General features: G+C 72.0%; 10 protein-coding genes and 1 riboswitch. Of the genes, 5 read left to right on the top strand and 5 right to left on the bottom strand.

Translation table 11 applies throughout. The features are described from left to right. Positions 1-4: 4 nt before the first annotated feature. The 3 genes from OG823_RS12740 to OG823_RS12750 form a co-directional block, all read right to left on the bottom strand. Positions 5-1,702 (bottom strand): hypothetical protein, encoded by a 1,698-nt coding sequence (locus tag OG823_RS12740; RefSeq protein ID WP_371479607.1) that lies wholly within the window; start codon positions 1,700-1,702, stop codon positions 5-7. 156 nt (positions 1,703-1,858) lie between these two features. Beyond that, positions 1,859-2,920 carry a LamG domain-containing protein gene (locus OG823_RS12745; protein ID WP_371479608.1) on the bottom strand — a complete coding sequence of 354 codons (1,062 nt, stop codon included), beginning with the start codon at positions 2,918-2,920 and terminating at the stop codon, positions 1,859-1,861. Between the two features lie 67 nt (positions 2,921-2,987). Further along, positions 2,988-4,235: a ricin-type beta-trefoil lectin domain protein gene (locus tag OG823_RS12750; protein ID WP_371479609.1), complete on the bottom strand. Its 1,248-nt coding sequence runs from the start codon at positions 4,233-4,235 to the stop codon at positions 2,988-2,990. A gap of 438 nt (positions 4,236-4,673) precedes the next feature. On the opposite strand from OG823_RS12750, the gene OG823_RS12755 reads away from it, so the two are divergent. From OG823_RS12755 to OG823_RS12775, 5 genes are all read left to right on the top strand, one after another. Beyond that, positions 4,674-6,092: a glycosyltransferase family 2 protein gene (locus OG823_RS12755; RefSeq protein WP_371484449.1), complete on the top strand. Its 1,419-nt coding sequence runs from the start codon at positions 4,674-4,676 to the stop codon at positions 6,090-6,092. After that, positions 6,089-7,147: a glycoside hydrolase family 26 protein gene (locus OG823_RS12760; RefSeq protein WP_371479610.1), complete on the top strand. Its 1,059-nt coding sequence runs from the start codon at positions 6,089-6,091 to the stop codon at positions 7,145-7,147. Before OG823_RS12755 ends, OG823_RS12760 begins: the two co-directional genes overlap by 4 nt. Next, positions 7,144-8,946: a glycosyltransferase family 39 protein gene (locus OG823_RS12765; protein ID WP_371479611.1), complete on the top strand. Its 1,803-nt coding sequence runs from the start codon at positions 7,144-7,146 to the stop codon at positions 8,944-8,946. Before OG823_RS12760 ends, OG823_RS12765 begins: the two co-directional genes overlap by 4 nt. Positions 8,947-9,009: 63 nt before the next feature. After that, positions 9,010-9,150: riboswitch (cobalamin riboswitch) on the top strand. A 184-nt stretch (positions 9,151-9,334) separates the two neighbouring features. Next, the gene (locus tag OG823_RS12770) at positions 9,335-11,746 is read left to right on the top strand and encodes a ribonucleoside-diphosphate reductase subunit alpha (RefSeq protein WP_371484451.1); all 2,412 of its coding nucleotides are present in this window, start codon (positions 9,335-9,337) and stop codon (positions 11,744-11,746) included. A 35-nt stretch (positions 11,747-11,781) separates the two neighbouring features. After that, positions 11,782-12,777 carry a ribonucleotide-diphosphate reductase subunit beta gene (locus OG823_RS12775; protein ID WP_371484452.1) on the top strand — a complete coding sequence of 332 codons (996 nt, stop codon included), beginning with the start codon at positions 11,782-11,784 and terminating at the stop codon, positions 12,775-12,777. A gap of 63 nt (positions 12,778-12,840) precedes the next feature. Here OG823_RS12775 and def read toward each other — a convergent pair whose 3' ends face one another. Beyond that, positions 12,841-13,479: a peptide deformylase gene (gene def, locus OG823_RS12780; protein ID WP_371479612.1), complete on the bottom strand. Its 639-nt coding sequence runs from the start codon at positions 13,477-13,479 to the stop codon at positions 12,841-12,843. Positions 13,480-13,579: 100 nt separating this feature from the next. Then, positions 13,580-14,569 carry a tetratricopeptide repeat protein gene (locus OG823_RS12785; RefSeq protein ID WP_371479613.1) on the bottom strand — a complete coding sequence of 330 codons (990 nt, stop codon included), beginning with the start codon at positions 14,567-14,569 and terminating at the stop codon, positions 13,580-13,582. Positions 14,570-14,701 lie beyond the last annotated feature (132 nt).

Genomic DNA, 14,701 nt, shown 5'->3' on the forward strand with positions numbered 1-14,701 from the left:
CCGGCTACTGCTTGTCGTAGTCGGGCGCCACGTAGATGGTGTACCGGCCCCGCTCGCCGCTCTTCACCACGGTGGCCACCCGGTAGCCGGCCTGCTTGAGGGTCGGCTGGATCGCCCGGTCGGTGTCGCCCGTCTGGGTGAAGTCCAGGACCACCACCTTCCACTCGTGCGCCTCGATACCGGCCTGGATGGCGGGCACCCCGGTCTGCTGCGTACCGGTGGCCGGGTCCCGGCGGTAGACACCCACCAGGTCCTTCCACTGCTGCCAGTTGGACGACTCGCGCAGGTAGTAGGCGGGGACGTTGTAGTTCTCGACCAGGTAGCGGTCGGTCCCCTTGCGCACGTACGGGTCCAGCGCGGCCACGAAGTCCTTCGAGTCCGTCCACTCGCCGAACATCGTCCGCCCCTGGCCCGACCCCGCGTACCCGAGCGGTACGACCACCAGGGCCACCGCCACGATCCCGACCGCGACGTGGGCCCTGCTCCTCAGCACCGTGACGATCCGGGCCAGCAGCAGGCCCGCCACGATGCAGGCGAACCAGGCCCCGAAGTCGACGTGCTTCTGCAGGGAGAGCCAGGTGTGGATGCGGATCTGGTTGGCCGGCGCGAGCACTCCGCCCACCAGCAGCACCACCGCGAGCCAGAACTCGGACCAGCCCTCCGGACCGCGCCTGCGCGCGGCCACCAGCTGCACCACCACGCCGACGAGCGCGACCACCAGCAGGGCGCCGACCCACTTGGCTGCCTCCCCCGCCACGTACCCGTACGCGTCGTGGCCCGGGGCGCGCTTGAGGGTGGTGTGGTCGAAGCCGCTGATGTACCGCTCACCGGCGAACCCCGCCGCCGCGGCGAGGGCCAGCAGGAAGGTGAACATCAACAACAGGCCCCGCTTCCAGCGGAACCAGGCCCCGGGCGGGCCCCCGGGCCCGGCCAGGACCGCGATGCCGAGAACGACCGGCACCCAGAGCAGCGCGGCGTACTTGGTGCAGCCGGCCAGCGCCAGCAGCAGGCCGGAGAGGACCAGACTCGGGTACCCGCCGCCGGTGGTCAGCCGGACCGCGAGGTAGCCGGCCCAGGCCAGCACCGCCAGCCCCATCGAGTCGTAGGTGGCCAGTCCGCCGAGGAACTGGGTGGGCCCGAGCGCCGCGAAGCACGCCGCCGCGCAGAAGGCCGCGAGCGAGCCGTAGAGGCGCCGGGTGGCGAGGTGGACGGCCACCGTGGCGGACAGCATGAAGAGCAGGCTCAGCAGCCGGGCACCGGTCAGGCCGCCCGCCATGTCGGCGAGGGCCACGATCACCGGATAGATCAGCGGGGATCCGGAGAAGAAGGTCTCGTAGGTCGCCACCGGCGTGCCGTGCACCAGGTTCGCGATCTCCTGGTAGCCCGCGTAGATGTAGGTGCCCTCGTCCACGAAGGCCGTGTTGCTGACGAGCAGGTGGTACGAGAGCACTCCCTGGACCAGCAGGACCGCGAACAGCGGGAGCAGGTCGGGTCGCAACGCGGGCCGGGGCGGCCGGGGCACCGGCTCCGCGGGCCGGCCCGGGCGCCGGCGGGAGCCGGCGCCCGAGGTCGCTCCGTCGGCGCCGCGGGGCGGCGCCCCCGCGGCGCCCGCCGGCCGGGCGTCCGCCGGGCCGGGGGCGAGCGGCGCCAGGATCGGCCGTCGGGTCGACTCGGGCCGGATCCAACGGCCGTCCGCACTCATCAGGTGTTTCCTCACTCGGGGTCCCGTGCCCCTACGGCACGTGTCGGGGCTCGAACTGCTTGTCGGCGCCGGGGCGGGCCCGCGCCCCGGCGCCGTGGTCCGGCGCCCGGTCGCCGTGTCCCACCACCCGACGGGCCGTCGGCCCGTCGGGCGGGCTCAGCCGGTGAGCCAGGCGTTCGCGGGCGCGGTGGCCGGCGGGGAGCTCGCACCTGCGACGATCTTGACGATGTCGGCCTCCGGCAGCACCTGGCCCCAGGTCTGGATGTCCAGGACCGCCCCGTGCCAGGGATCGGTCCACTGCGAGTTCGAGCTGAGCCGGCCCACCTGGAGTGCGTCGGTACCGCTCTCCTGGATGCCGGAGGCCGGGGCGGACGCCTGGGCCACACCGTTGACGTACAGCGTGATCTGCCGGGTCGCGTCGTCGTAGACGCCGGTCAGCACCGCCCACTGATTGACCGTCGCGTCACCCTTGGAGTAGGCCACCGCGGAACCGCCGCCGGGGAGCTGGACCTTGAAGTACCAGAGGTTGCGGCTGTCCGAGGCGCTGCGCCCGAGCGCGAAGGAGTAGTACTGGCCGTCGCCCTGGCTGACCGCACTGCGGTTGCCCGCCGGGACGTCGACGAGCACCCGGGCGGAGACGGTGAAGCTCTTGCTGGTGTCGATGACCTGCTCGGCGGTCTGGGCGAAGGAGTTCTGTCCGCTGGGGAGCTTGAGGACCTGGCCCTGGACCCCGGGCACCGCGCCCGGCTTGGCATCGGATCCCAGACCGAGGGCGATGCTCCCCTTGGTCGCCGGGAGCGAGCCGACGGTCGGCGGCCCCTGGATGCCGTGCGGAGTGCCGCTCGCCGTCGGGGCCGGGTCCTTGGAGCCGCTCGCGCTCGCGCTCGCGGCAGGGCTCCTGGTGCCGTCGGCCTGCGGGGTGTCCGACTTCTTGCCCGTCACCAGCACGGCGCCGACGACGATGCCGCCGACGACCAGGACGGCGACGGCCGCCCCGCCGAGCCGGAACAGGCGCCGTCGCTTCCGCTGCTGCTGCTCGTGACTGGCCGCCAGCGCCGCCCAGTCCGGCTCGGAAGGGCCCTGCGGCTGGAAGCCGCCCGGCCCCCAGGGTGGCTGCGGCGCGCCGGGGCCGGCGCCGGCCGGGCCGGTCGGCGATTGCTGCGGGGGCCACCCTGGGGTTTGGCCCGGCTCACCAGCCGGTACCGGTCGATCGCTCATGTGTCGGAATGGTAAGGCATCACTCCCCCAAGCCCCGTGGGGTGTGACCAAGATGGAACGCTGCGCGCTACGAGAGGCCGTTGTACGGCAGCGTCCAGTGCTGCGAGTCCCCGCCGCGGCACGGTCTGAGAGCGACCGCCGCACCCACCGCCAGCACGCCGTCGGCGGTGTCCAGGCACAGGCCCGACTCCCGGTGCACCAGGGTCTGGCCGGCCCCGGACCACCACCGCTGTGCGGCGGCCCCCGTGCAGCGGGACAGCGCCGCCGAACCGCCGTCCCCGGTCGGTGCCAGGCATGCCGCGCCCGCGCGCAGCGAACCGTCGTTGCCCACCGTCCAGGCGGTCGCCCCGGCCGGGTCCCCGCAGGCGCCGACCGTCACCGGCGCGCCCGCCGCCCCGCCGCCGCCGTACCGCAGGCAGACGCCGGGCGCACCGGCCGTCAGTTCGCCGACCGGCAGGCCGACCCGGTTGTGGAAGGCGAACGAGGAGCTCCGAAGGCCCACCCCGCCGCTCCAGATCTCGAAGCCCGCCTGCACCCGGCACAGGTAGGAGGCCGGCGGGACGTAGCCGCGTGTCAGGGCGTCCGCGGTGAAGAGCCGGAGGTTCAGACCGTGGGCGCTGTGGGTCGGCGTCGTCCGCACGTAGCTGATCACGCTGTGCGGGCCGGTGACGGGCGCCTGGTAGACGTCGAACGTCGAGTCCCCCACGGTCTGGGCGTCGGTGACCTTCTTGCCGGCCGGCTGGGTGCTGTCGGTGGAGTCCAGCCAGATCATCACCTCCGCGCTCTCGCCCGGGAGGCAGTTGTCGGGGCTGGGGCCGAACCAGAGGTCGTAGGAGAGGTTGTAGGAGCCGGCCACCTTGCCCGCCGAGGCGTCCCAGTCACTGGTCGCGTCGCCCAACGCGCTCACCGGGACGGGCAGCCCGCTCGCGCCGGGGGCGGTGGAGATGTTGGGGTAGGCGCCCGGTGCCAGCGGGGCCTTCGGGACGAACTCACGCACCGCCGACACCACGAAGCCGGTCGCTCCCGGGGTGTCCAGGCAGACCGTGCCGGCCGTGTTCCACGGGTTCGGCTCCAGAACCTTTGTCCCGTTGTCGACCAGCCGCTTGGGGAAGGGGGTCTCCGGGGACGAACAGAGGCTGGCGGCGGCCGTCGCCGTCGGCTCGGCGGACGCCGTCGGCGCCGGCGGCGCGGCAGCCGGCAGGGCCTGGCTGGTGCAGCCGACGAGCAGGGTTGCCACCGTGCCGTACGCGACGGCCGCCGCCCGCCCGCGCCAGGTCGACCGCGGCCAGGCTCCGCGTGTGGCCTTGCCCTTCACGTTTCGCTCCCTCTGCTGCTCATGGGCCATCACCCCGCTGGGCATGACGAGCGCCAAGCGTAGCTGCGAACTCCTGTTCACATCACGATCGGAACTCAATCCCGGCTCCGGTGGGCCTGACAGCCATCCGCCCGGGTTTCGCCGGAGGGCTTCCCGTACGATCCTGACGGTCCGACCACGCCACCGCGGACCGCGTTTTCGGGGAGTTCGTCCAATTCGTACGTATCTGGGGAGGGAGCCCGCGTGACTGTCACCGAGGGTACCCAGCTCGCGGGCAGCAGGAGAGCGGCCACCTCACGCCGGAAGAGCCGTCAGGAGCCGCGCGCCCGCGCGCAGCGCGGCCTGCTCCCACAGCCACCGGACAACGTCGAGAAGTACTCCTACACCAGGAGCCACCTCTGGATCCTGACCTGCTTCTCACTGCTCAGCTTCGTCTGCATGGTGGCCAGCCAGGTCGGCCTGCTCGCCGCCACCAAGTGGTTCTGGTTCTGCCTCCCCTTCCTGGCGTTCACGGTGGTCTACTACGTGATCTCCCGCTGGGTGCACGGCTTCAACGAGAGCTTCGACCTCAAGGCGCACCGCACGCTGGTCCGGGGCTGGCGCCCGGAGCACTACCCGACCGTGGACGTCTTCCTGCCGGTGGCCGGCGAGCCGATCGAGGTGCTGCACAACACCTGGACCCACGTGGCCCGGTTGCGCGACCAGTACCCCGGCGAGGTCACCCCGTACGTGCTGGACGACAGCGACAGTCCCGAACTCGCCCAGATGGCGGTGGACTTCGAGTTCGTCTACGGCACCCGCAACAACCGGGGCTGGTTCAAGAAGGCCGGCAACCTGCAGTTCGGCTTCCGGAACTCCGACAGCGACTTCATCCTCATCCTGGACGCCGACTTCGCCCCTCGGGCCGACCTGTTGGAGGAGCTGCTCCCCTACATGGCGGCGGACCCGTCGGTCGGCATCGTCCAGTCCCCCCAGTTCTTCCGGATCCTCGACTCGCAGAACTGGATCGAGCGCGGCGCGGGCGCCGTGCAGGAGCTGTTCTACCGCACCGTCCAGGTCTCGCGGCAGCGCAACGACGGCGCGATCTGCGTCGGGAGCTGCGCCGTGTACCGCCGGTCCGCCCTGGTGGAGAACGGCGGGACCACCCTGATCGAGCACTCCGAGGACGTGCACACCGGGTTCGACCTGCGTCGGCTCGGATGGGACCTGCGCTACGTGCCGGTCGCCCTGGCCGCCGGGGTGTGCCCGGACAACGTCGGCGGGTTCTTCAACCAGCAGTACCGGTGGTGCTCCGGATCGATGAGCCTGCTGAGCAGCCGCAAGTTCTGGGAGACCAGGCTCCGGCCCCTCACACGGCTGTGCTACCTCTCCGGCTTCTTCTACTACATCCACACCGCGCTGTTCACCCTCATCACGCCGCTCGTCCCGCTCGTGCTGCTGCTGATGCGGCCTGACCTGATCCGCTGGGAGAACACCGCGCTGGTGCTCCCCGGCCTGGTCTACGCCACCCTGATATTCCCGCTCTGGCACAAGAACCCCTACCGGCTGGAGGCCTGGGCCGCCCGCATGATGTACGGCTGGGCCCACGTCTTCGCCATCTACGACATCCTGCGGCGCAACCGGATGGCCTGGCAGGCGACCGGCTCCAGCGGCGCCCGCAAGAACAGGACCCGGCGGTTCTGGATGGGCACGATCCTGTGGAGCGGGGGGACCGCGGTGCTGTGGGTGGGAGCGGGCATCTGGCGCATGCTCACCATGGGGCCGCTCGACTTCACCCTGGTGCTCGCGTCCGGCCTGTTCTACGCCGTCGTGGTGGGCCGCGTACTCGTCCAGCCGCGTCCCACGGAAGCTGTGTGATCACCGTGCCCGCCCGCAGTCCCCGATCCGCCGCCCGTCGTTCGCCCGCGCTGCTCGCGCTCCTGGTGGCCGGTCTGCTCCTGGCGACCGGCTGCGGTCCGGCGGATCCCGGCTTCGCCTCGGCGCAGAGCGGCGAGCTCGCCCCGCCGACACCCGGCGCCACCACCACCGCCGTCGCGCCGAGCGCCGTCGCCGGCCTCCCGTACAACGTCACACCGCTGCTCAAGCCGAGCCACAAGTACCTGGGTGTCGCACTGCCCGGCGTCCCGCTGTCGATGGACGCCCTCCCCGGCTACACCGCCTCGATCGGCAAGCAGCCGAACGTCCTGGAGTACTACGCCCGGTGGGGCGACGGTTTCGACACCCTCGGGGTCCGGAAGATCTACGACACCGGGGCCCTGCCGTACATGGCCTGGGAGCCGCAGTCCGACTCGCTGGCGTCGATCGCGGCCGGCCGGACCGACGACTACGTCAAGGGCGTGGCCAGGGCGACCGCCAAGCTCAACCTGCCGATCGCGATCAGCATCGCGCACGAGATGAACGGCGACTGGTACCCGTGGGGCCGGCAGGCCTCCAGCGCCGCCGACTTCGTCGCGGCCTGGCGTCACGTCCACGACCTCTTCAACGAGGCCGGTGCGACCAACGTGATCTGGGTCTGGAGCCCCAACATCATCATCCCCGCCCCCAACACCCGGCTGGCCCCGTACTACCCGGGCGACACCTACGTGGACTGGGCCGGCATGACGGGCTACTTCACCCTGAGCGGGCCGAAGACCTTCGACACCCTGTACGGCTCGACGATGACGGAGATCCGTACCTTCAGCAAGAAACCCTTCTTCATCAGCGAGACCGCCTCCGAGGGCGAGAAGCGCCGGCGTTCGGACATCGACCAGCTCTTCGGCGGTCTGGCGGCCCACGACGACGTCATCGGTTTCGTCTGGTTCAACATCGTGAAGCGGTCGGACTGGCGCGTCGAGACCTCGGCGCAGTCCCTCGAGGACTACAAGAAACGCGCCTCCGACCCTCGCTACGGCTTCGACATCCGGAACCCATGATGCCCCCAGAGACCGACTCCTGGTTCACCCCGCAGCCGCCGGCCCGGACCCCGCCCGACGAGGCCGGGCAGGCCCGGCACCCCCGTACCGAGGAGCACGGCGCTCAGTGGTTCGAGCCGGCCGGCGACGATCCGTCCGAGGACGCCGGGTACGCGCCCCGACCGGTCGGCCACGGCGGGTACGGTCCGGCCCCTGACGGACCCCGGAGCGCCGACGAGGCCCGGGCCGTCCAGGAGCCCCGGAGCGCCGACGAGGCCCGGGCCGTCGAGCTGGCGCCCTACCGGATCCCGCGCGTCCCCGACACCGGCTGGGATCCGGCCCCGAGCCCCCGGCGGCGCTGGATCGGCCGCGGCCTGCTGTTCGGTGTGCTGGCCATCCAGGCGGCGCTCTCGCTGCGTCTGAACAGCGCCGCGCACCCGGACGAGGCGGTCTCGCTGATCGTCGGCCGCCAGGAGCTGGCCCGGCTGAGCGACGGCACCGCGGTCACCACCGACCTGATCCACCAGGTCACCGGACTGCCCTGGCTGTATCCGCCGCTGGCCGGCTTCGGCGTGAACGCCAGCGGTGTGTTCGGGGCCAGGCTGATCAGCCTGGTCTTCGCCCTGCTCACCACCACCCTGCTCTACTCGCTGACCCGACGGCTCTTCAACGAGCGCGCCGCCATCTGCGGTGCCGGGGCGTACGCCGTCCTGCAGTCCACCGTGGTCGTCGGCTTCTACGCCGCGCCGGACGCCCTCGCCGTCATGCTGGTGGCGCTCGCGGCCTGGCTGATCACGCTCACCGCCCGGGCCCCGGTGGTCACCGTGCTGCTGGCCGCGCCGGCCGCGGCGCTGGCGGCCGCGGTGGAGTACGCCTCGGTGCCGGCGCTGCCCGTCCTGCTCGCGCTGGCCCTGATCACCGCGTGGCCGCACCGGGGCGCCCTCCCCGCCGTGCTGCGCTCCCTCCTGCTCGGGCTGGGAACCGTCGGCGTGCTGCTGCCCTTCGGCATTCCGGCGGCCGTCTGGACGCACGCGACGATCCCGGCCCGAGGGACGCAGTCGGCCGGGTCGATCCTCCTCGCCGCCGTCCAGTGGGGCGGTCTGTTCACCGTGCTCGCCATCGCCGGAGCGGTCGCCTACGTCCGCCGGGAGCGGATGAACGAATCCCCCGACACCGACGCCGTCACCGCGTCGCGCCTGCGCCGGACCGCGCTCGGTGCGACCCTGTGCGCGGCGGCGCTGCTGATCCCCGCGCTGCACGCGTACCAGAACTCCTCGGCGGTGATGTTCCGCCACATCGGCTTCGGGATGCTCTTCGCGGCCCCGCTGGCCGGGGTGGGCATCACCCGGCTGGTCGGCGCGCACTTCCGCCACCCCCAGCTGGGCATCCTGGTCTGGGTCGCACTGCTCGCCCTGGGCCTGGACCAGGCGGCCCTGAGATTCCAGAACGGCCCCGACTCCGGCAGCCTGATGGGTGTCCTGCGCGCGAACGCCACGCCCCAGGGCCACTACCTCACCGAGGTCGACGGCCTGCCGGAGTACTACCTGGGCGGCGTCTCCCGGCCCGAGCAGTGGGTCTCGGCCCGGGCCGGGACGGACTACCAGGATCCGGCCGGGGTGAGGCACCAGGGACAGGACGGCACCGCGGCCGCCATCCGGGACGGCTACTTCACCCTGGTGGTGCTCGACAGCACCGCGCCGGCCGCCGTGACCAAGGTCATCACCGAGGCCGTCGAGAGCAGCGGGCGCTACCGTCTGATCGCGCAGTTCACCTCCACGACGGTCGACTCGGGCACCTACCGTGTGTTCCTCATGCACTGAGTGCAGCGACCGGCTTCCTGTGCGCAACACGCCAGTCGCCACTACATATGGGGCCGCGATAGTCAGCCGCCACTACATGTATGCTTTCCCTCGCTGTCGAAGCAGGGGAACCCGGTGGAAATCCGGGACTGCCCCGCAGCGGTGAGCGGGTGGCTGGGCCAGCATCCGCAAGTCCGATGACCTGCCGACGGTGTGCTCCAGGGCGTCCCCGCAGTCGCCAGCAGCACAGCAGTGACGTCCGGGCCTCGCGGGTGGGCCAGGGGGGTGATGTGCGCGCGCCGTCAGGTGTCCGCGCTGCGCTCCCCTGCGCCCAGACGGTCCGGTCCGCCCCCTCGCCGACCGCCGCCGCCAGGAGAGAAGCGCCTTGACCACCGCTGCCTCAGCCACCCTGCCCGCCCAGGGTTCCAGCACCTCCGCCCCGTCCGACCCGAAGGTCTCCGACCCGGGCGGAGCGCTCCTGCGGCTGCTGACCGACCGCAGCGCCGACCTGCCCGAGGTCGACCCCGGCCACGTCGCCGCCGCCGCCCTGCGCGGCCGCAACGCCGGCTCCGACTTCGCGGAGCTGCGCGGGCTGGCCGTCGAGGCCGCCGCGTCGATGATCGCCGAGGACCCGCAGTACTCGAAGCTCGCCGCCCGCCTGCTGGCGCTGGAGATCCAGGACGAGGCCGTCGGCCAGGGCGCCGTCTCCTTCTCCGCCTCGATCACCGTCGGCCACGCCGAGGGCCTGATCGGCGACGCCGCCGCCGCGTTCGTGGCGAAGCACGCCGACACGCTGGACGCGCTGATCGACCAGCGGGGCGACGACCGCTTCGAGTACTTCGGCCTGCGCACCGTGCAGTCGCGCTACCTGCTGCGCCACCCGATCACCCGCAAGGTGGTCGAGACCCCGCAGCACTTCCTGCTCCGCGTCGCGTCCGGCCTGGCGGTCGGCGACGACGAGCAGGCGGTGCGCGAGGTCGCCGAGCTGTACGCGCTGATGAGCGCGCTCTCGTACCTGCCGTCCTCGCCGACCCTGTTCAACTCGGGCACCCGGCACCCGCAGATGTCCAGCTGCTACCTGTTGGACTCGCCGCTGGACAACCTGGACTCGATCTACTCGCGCTACGCGCAGATCGCCCGGCTCTCCAAGCACGCCGGCGGCATCGGCCTGTCGTACTCCCGGATCCGCTCGCGCGGCTCGCTGATCCGGGGCACCAACGGCAAGTCCAACGGCATCGTGCCGTTCCTGCGCACCCTGGACTCCTCGGTGGCGGCGGTCAACCAGGGCGGCCGGCGCAAGGGCGCGGCCTGCGTCTACCTGGAGACCTGGCACGCGGACATCGAGGAGTTCCTGGAGCTGCGCGACAGCACCGGCGAGGAGGCGCGGCGCACCCACAACCTGAACCTCGCGCACTGGATCCCGGACGAGTTCATGCGCCGGGTCAACGCGGGCACCGACTGGTCGCTGTTCTCCCCGGCCGACGTCCCCGAGCTGGTCGACCTGTGGGGCGCCGAGTTCGACGCCGCCTACCTGGCGGCCGAGGCCGAGGGCAAGGCCCAGCGCACCATCCCCGCGCAGACGCTGTACGCCCGGATGATGCGCACCCTGGCGCAGACCGGCAACGGCTGGATGACCTTCAAGGACGCCTCCAACCGCGCCGCCAACCAGACCGCCGTGCCGGGCCGCACCGTGCACTCCTCGAACCTCTGCACCGAGATCATCGAGGTCACGGACGACTCCGAGACCGCCGTCTGCAACCTCGGCTCGGTCAACCTGGGCGCCCACGTGGCCCCCGGCGCCACCTCCGCCGACCTGCTGAACGCGATGGACTGGGAGCGGCTGGACACCACCGTGCGCACCGCGGTCACCTTCCTCGACCGCGTGGTGGACATCAACTTCTACCCGACCCCCGAGGCCGGCGCCTCCAACTCCCGCTGGCGGCCGGTGGGCCTGGGCGTGATGGGCCTGCAGGACGTCTTCTTCCGGCTGCGCCTGGACTTCGACTCCGCCGAGGCCAAGCGGCTCTCCACGCTGATCTCCGAGCGCATCATGCTGGTCGCCTACGAGCGCTCCAGCGAGCTGGCCGAGCAGCTGGGCCGGCACGAGGCGTACGCGGAGACCCGCGCCGCGCGCGGTCAGCTGCACATCGACCACTTCGAGACGGCCCCGCAGTGGGCGGAGCGCTGGAGCGCACTGCGCGCGCGGATCGCCGCGACCGGCCTGCGCAACTCGCTCCTGCTCGCCGTCGCACCGACCGCCACCATCGCCTCGATCGCGGGCGTCTACGAGTGCATCGAGCCGCAGGTGTCCAACCTGTTCAAGCGCGAGACCCTCTCCGGTGAGTTCCTCCAGGTCAACCCGTACCTGGTCCGCGAGCTGAAGGAGCTCGGCGTCTGGGACGCGCAGACCCGGGACGCGCTGCGCGAGGCCAACGGCTCCGTGCAGGAGCTCAACTGGCTGCCCGTCGAGGTGCGCTCGCTGTACCGCACCGCGTGGGAGCTGCCGCAGCGTGCGCTGATCGACCTGGCCGCCGCCCGGCAGCCGTACATCGACCAGAGCCAGTCGCTGAACCTCTTCATGGCCGCGCCCACCATCGGCAAGCTCAGCTCCATGTACGCGTACGCCTGGAAGGTCGGTCTCAAGACCACCTACTACCTGCGCTCGCGCCCGGCGACCCGGATCGCGCAGGCGGCCTCCGGCGCGGCCCGCGCGGCGGTCCCGGCCCCGGTCTCCGTGCCGACCCCCACCCTCACCCCGGAGGAGGAGGCGGCGCTCGCCTGCTCCCTGGAGAACCCCGAGTCCTGCGAGGCCTGCCAGTGAGCACCCCCACCCCCGAGACGCCCGGCCGCGAGAAGATGCTGCTCGACCCGGGCTTCGAGCTGACGCTGCGTCCGATGCGCTACCCGTCGTTCTACGACCGGTACCGGGACGCGATCAAGAACACCTGGACCGTCGAGGAGGTGGACCTGCACTCCGACGTCGCCGACCTCGCCAAGCTCAGCGAGGGCGAGCGGCACATGATCGGCCGGCTGGTCGCCTTCTTCGCGACCGGTGACTCGATCGTCTCCAACAACGTGGTGCTGAGCCTCTACAAGCACATCAACTCCCCCGAGGCGCGGCTCTACCTGTCCCGGCAGCTGTTCGAGGAGGCCGTGCACGTCCAGTTCTACCTGACGCTGCTCGACACCTACCTGCCCGACCCGGACGACCGCGCGGCGGCCTTCGACGCGGTGGAGAGCATCCCCTCCATCCGCCAGAAGGCGCAGTTCTGCTTCAAGTACATGAACGCGGTCGACCACATCGACTCGCTGCAGACCAAGGAGGACCGCCGCGCGTTCCTCCTCAACCTGATCTGCTTCGCGGCCTGCGTCGAGGGCCTGTTCTTCTACGGCGCCTTCGCGTACGTGTACTGGTTCCGCAGCCGGGGCCTGCTGCACGGCCTGGCCACCGGCACCAACTGGGTGTTCCGGGACGAGTCCATGCACATGGACTTCGCGTTCTCCGTGGTGGACACCGTCCGCCAGGAGGAGCCGGACCTCTTCGACGACGAGATGGCCGAGCAGGTCACCGCGATGCTGGAGGAGGCCGTCGAGGCCGAGCTCCAGTTCGCCCAGGACCTCTGCGGCGAGGGCCTGCCGGGCATGAACACCGCGTCGATGCGGGAGTACCTGCAGACCGTCGCCGACCAGCGGCTCGCCCGCCTCGGCATGCCGGTGCGCTACGGCTCCAGCAACCCGTTCGGGTTCATGGAGCTGCAGAACGTCCAGGAGCTGACCAACTTCTTCGAGCGCCGGGTCTCCGCGTACCAGGTGGCGGTCGAGGGTACGGTCGCCTTCGACGACGACTTCTAGCCGGACGCCGAGGGGCCCCGCCCGCGCGGTCGCGCGGGCGGGGCCCCTCGGTCCGTCGTGACGTCAGTCGTTGGGCACGGTGGCGTACTTGGGCGTTCCCTCGGCCATCTGCTGGAGCGCGTCCTTGCGGTCCCGCTTGGAGAGACGGTCGATGTACAGCTGGCCGTACAGGTGGTCCGTCTCGTGCTGGAGGCAGCGGGCGAAGAAGCCGGTGCCCTCCACCCGGATCGCGTTGCCGTCCTTGTCCTGACCGGTCACCGCCGCGAAGTCGGGGCGGGCCAGCTCGGCGTAGGCGGTGGGGACGGACAGGCAGCCCTCGTTGCTGTCGTCCAGCACCCGGCGCCCGGCGGGGAGCTCCTCCAGCACCGGGTTGATCACGTGCCCGATGTGGCGCACGCCGTCGTCGTCCGGGCAGTCGTAGACGAAGACCTTGGCGTCGACGCCGATCTGGTTGGCCGCCAGGCCGACGCCCTCCGCGGCGTACATCGAGACGAACATGTCGTCGATCAGCGCGGAGAGCTCCGCGTCGAAGGCGACGACGTCCTTGCACGCGTGGTGCAGGACGGGGTTGCCGACCACGGTGATCGGGCGGGCGGTGCCGCGGGAGAGGTCCGGCTCCTCGCCGACCACCTTCAGCGGGGCGGCCTGCGCCTCGCCGTGCTCGTGGTCGTGCTCGTGGGTGTGGTCGTGCTGCTCCGCCATCGATTCTTCCGCTTCCCATGGGTCTGCCGGGGTGACCGCTCAAGGGTACGGCCCCCGGAGGGCCGCCGTCCCTTACTCCGGTCCGCGGCCGTACCGGGGGTCAGCAGACCTCCTCCAGGTCGCGGTAGGCGCGGCTGCCGGGGGCGGCCGCCACCCAGCGGTCGAGGAGCGTGCGCACCAGCGTGGCCGGCGCCGCGATGCCGCACTCGCGCTCGGCGAGCCAGGCCAGCCCGCCGGCGCCCTGGCTGAGGTGGCTCAGGTGCCCGGGGTGGGCGGCGTCGCCGTCGTCGTGCGGGTCGTGGTGGGCGGTGCGGCCGTCGTCGGTGGGCATCCGGCTCTCCGAACACGCCCGGCAGAGCAGCCGGACGGAGGACGTCCAGTCCTCGGCCGCGTACCCGGCGTCCGCCACCAGCCGCTCCAGGGCGTCCCGGTCCCCGGCCGTGGCCGCGTGCAGCAGCACCACGTAGGTGGGGACGGGGGACGGCGCCCACAGCTCGATCTCGTCGAAGACGGGGTAGGCCGCGCCGTCCGCGACCCGCTCGCCGTGCGGGGCGCCGTCGTGCAGCACCACCTCGCCCCAGCGGCGGCCGGAGGACGGCAGCGGGATGGACAGCACCTCGATCCGGGCCGGGTCGAGCCGCCGGCCCCAGACCACCTCGGACTCGCCCTCCGGGGAGAGCCGCACCGGCGTGGTGCCGAGATCCAGGCTGACCGGGCCGGAGGTCGGCGCACCCGCGCGGCCGGGAAGCCTGAGCCCGTACGCCTGCCAGGCGCGGTGGGCCAGCGGCCAGTCCTGCAGGGCCGTGGCGGTGATGCCGAGGTTCCACCAGTCGGCGGCGCCGTGCTCGCGGTCGAGCAGGGCCACCGCGCGCAGGCCGGCGGCCCTGGCCTGCTCCCAGTCCCGGCGGAACTTGTGCAGGAGCGCCAGGTTGAACCAGGAGTCGGAGAGCCAGGGCTCCAGATCGGCGGCCATCACGAGCAGCGCGCCGGCGTCCTCGTAGCGGCCGTCACCGATCAGCGTGAAGGCCCGGTCGGTCGTCTGCCGCCAGGTGGCGGACGGCCGGTGCCGTGTCCGGTGGAAGATCCTCACGTTCGTCCCTGCCGTCGTCGTCCGCTGAGTACCGCCGTGTTCCCGCTGGTTGCCGCACGGACCGGCCCGGCCGCGGGGATTCCTGATCCCGCGCACCGTCCGTCCCGCACCACAGGCCCGCACCGCAAGTCC

The organism is Kitasatospora sp. NBC_00315, from assembly GCF_041435095.1.
In the GTDB taxonomy this organism is placed as follows: Bacteria; Actinomycetota; Actinomycetes; order Streptomycetales; family Streptomycetaceae; genus Kitasatospora.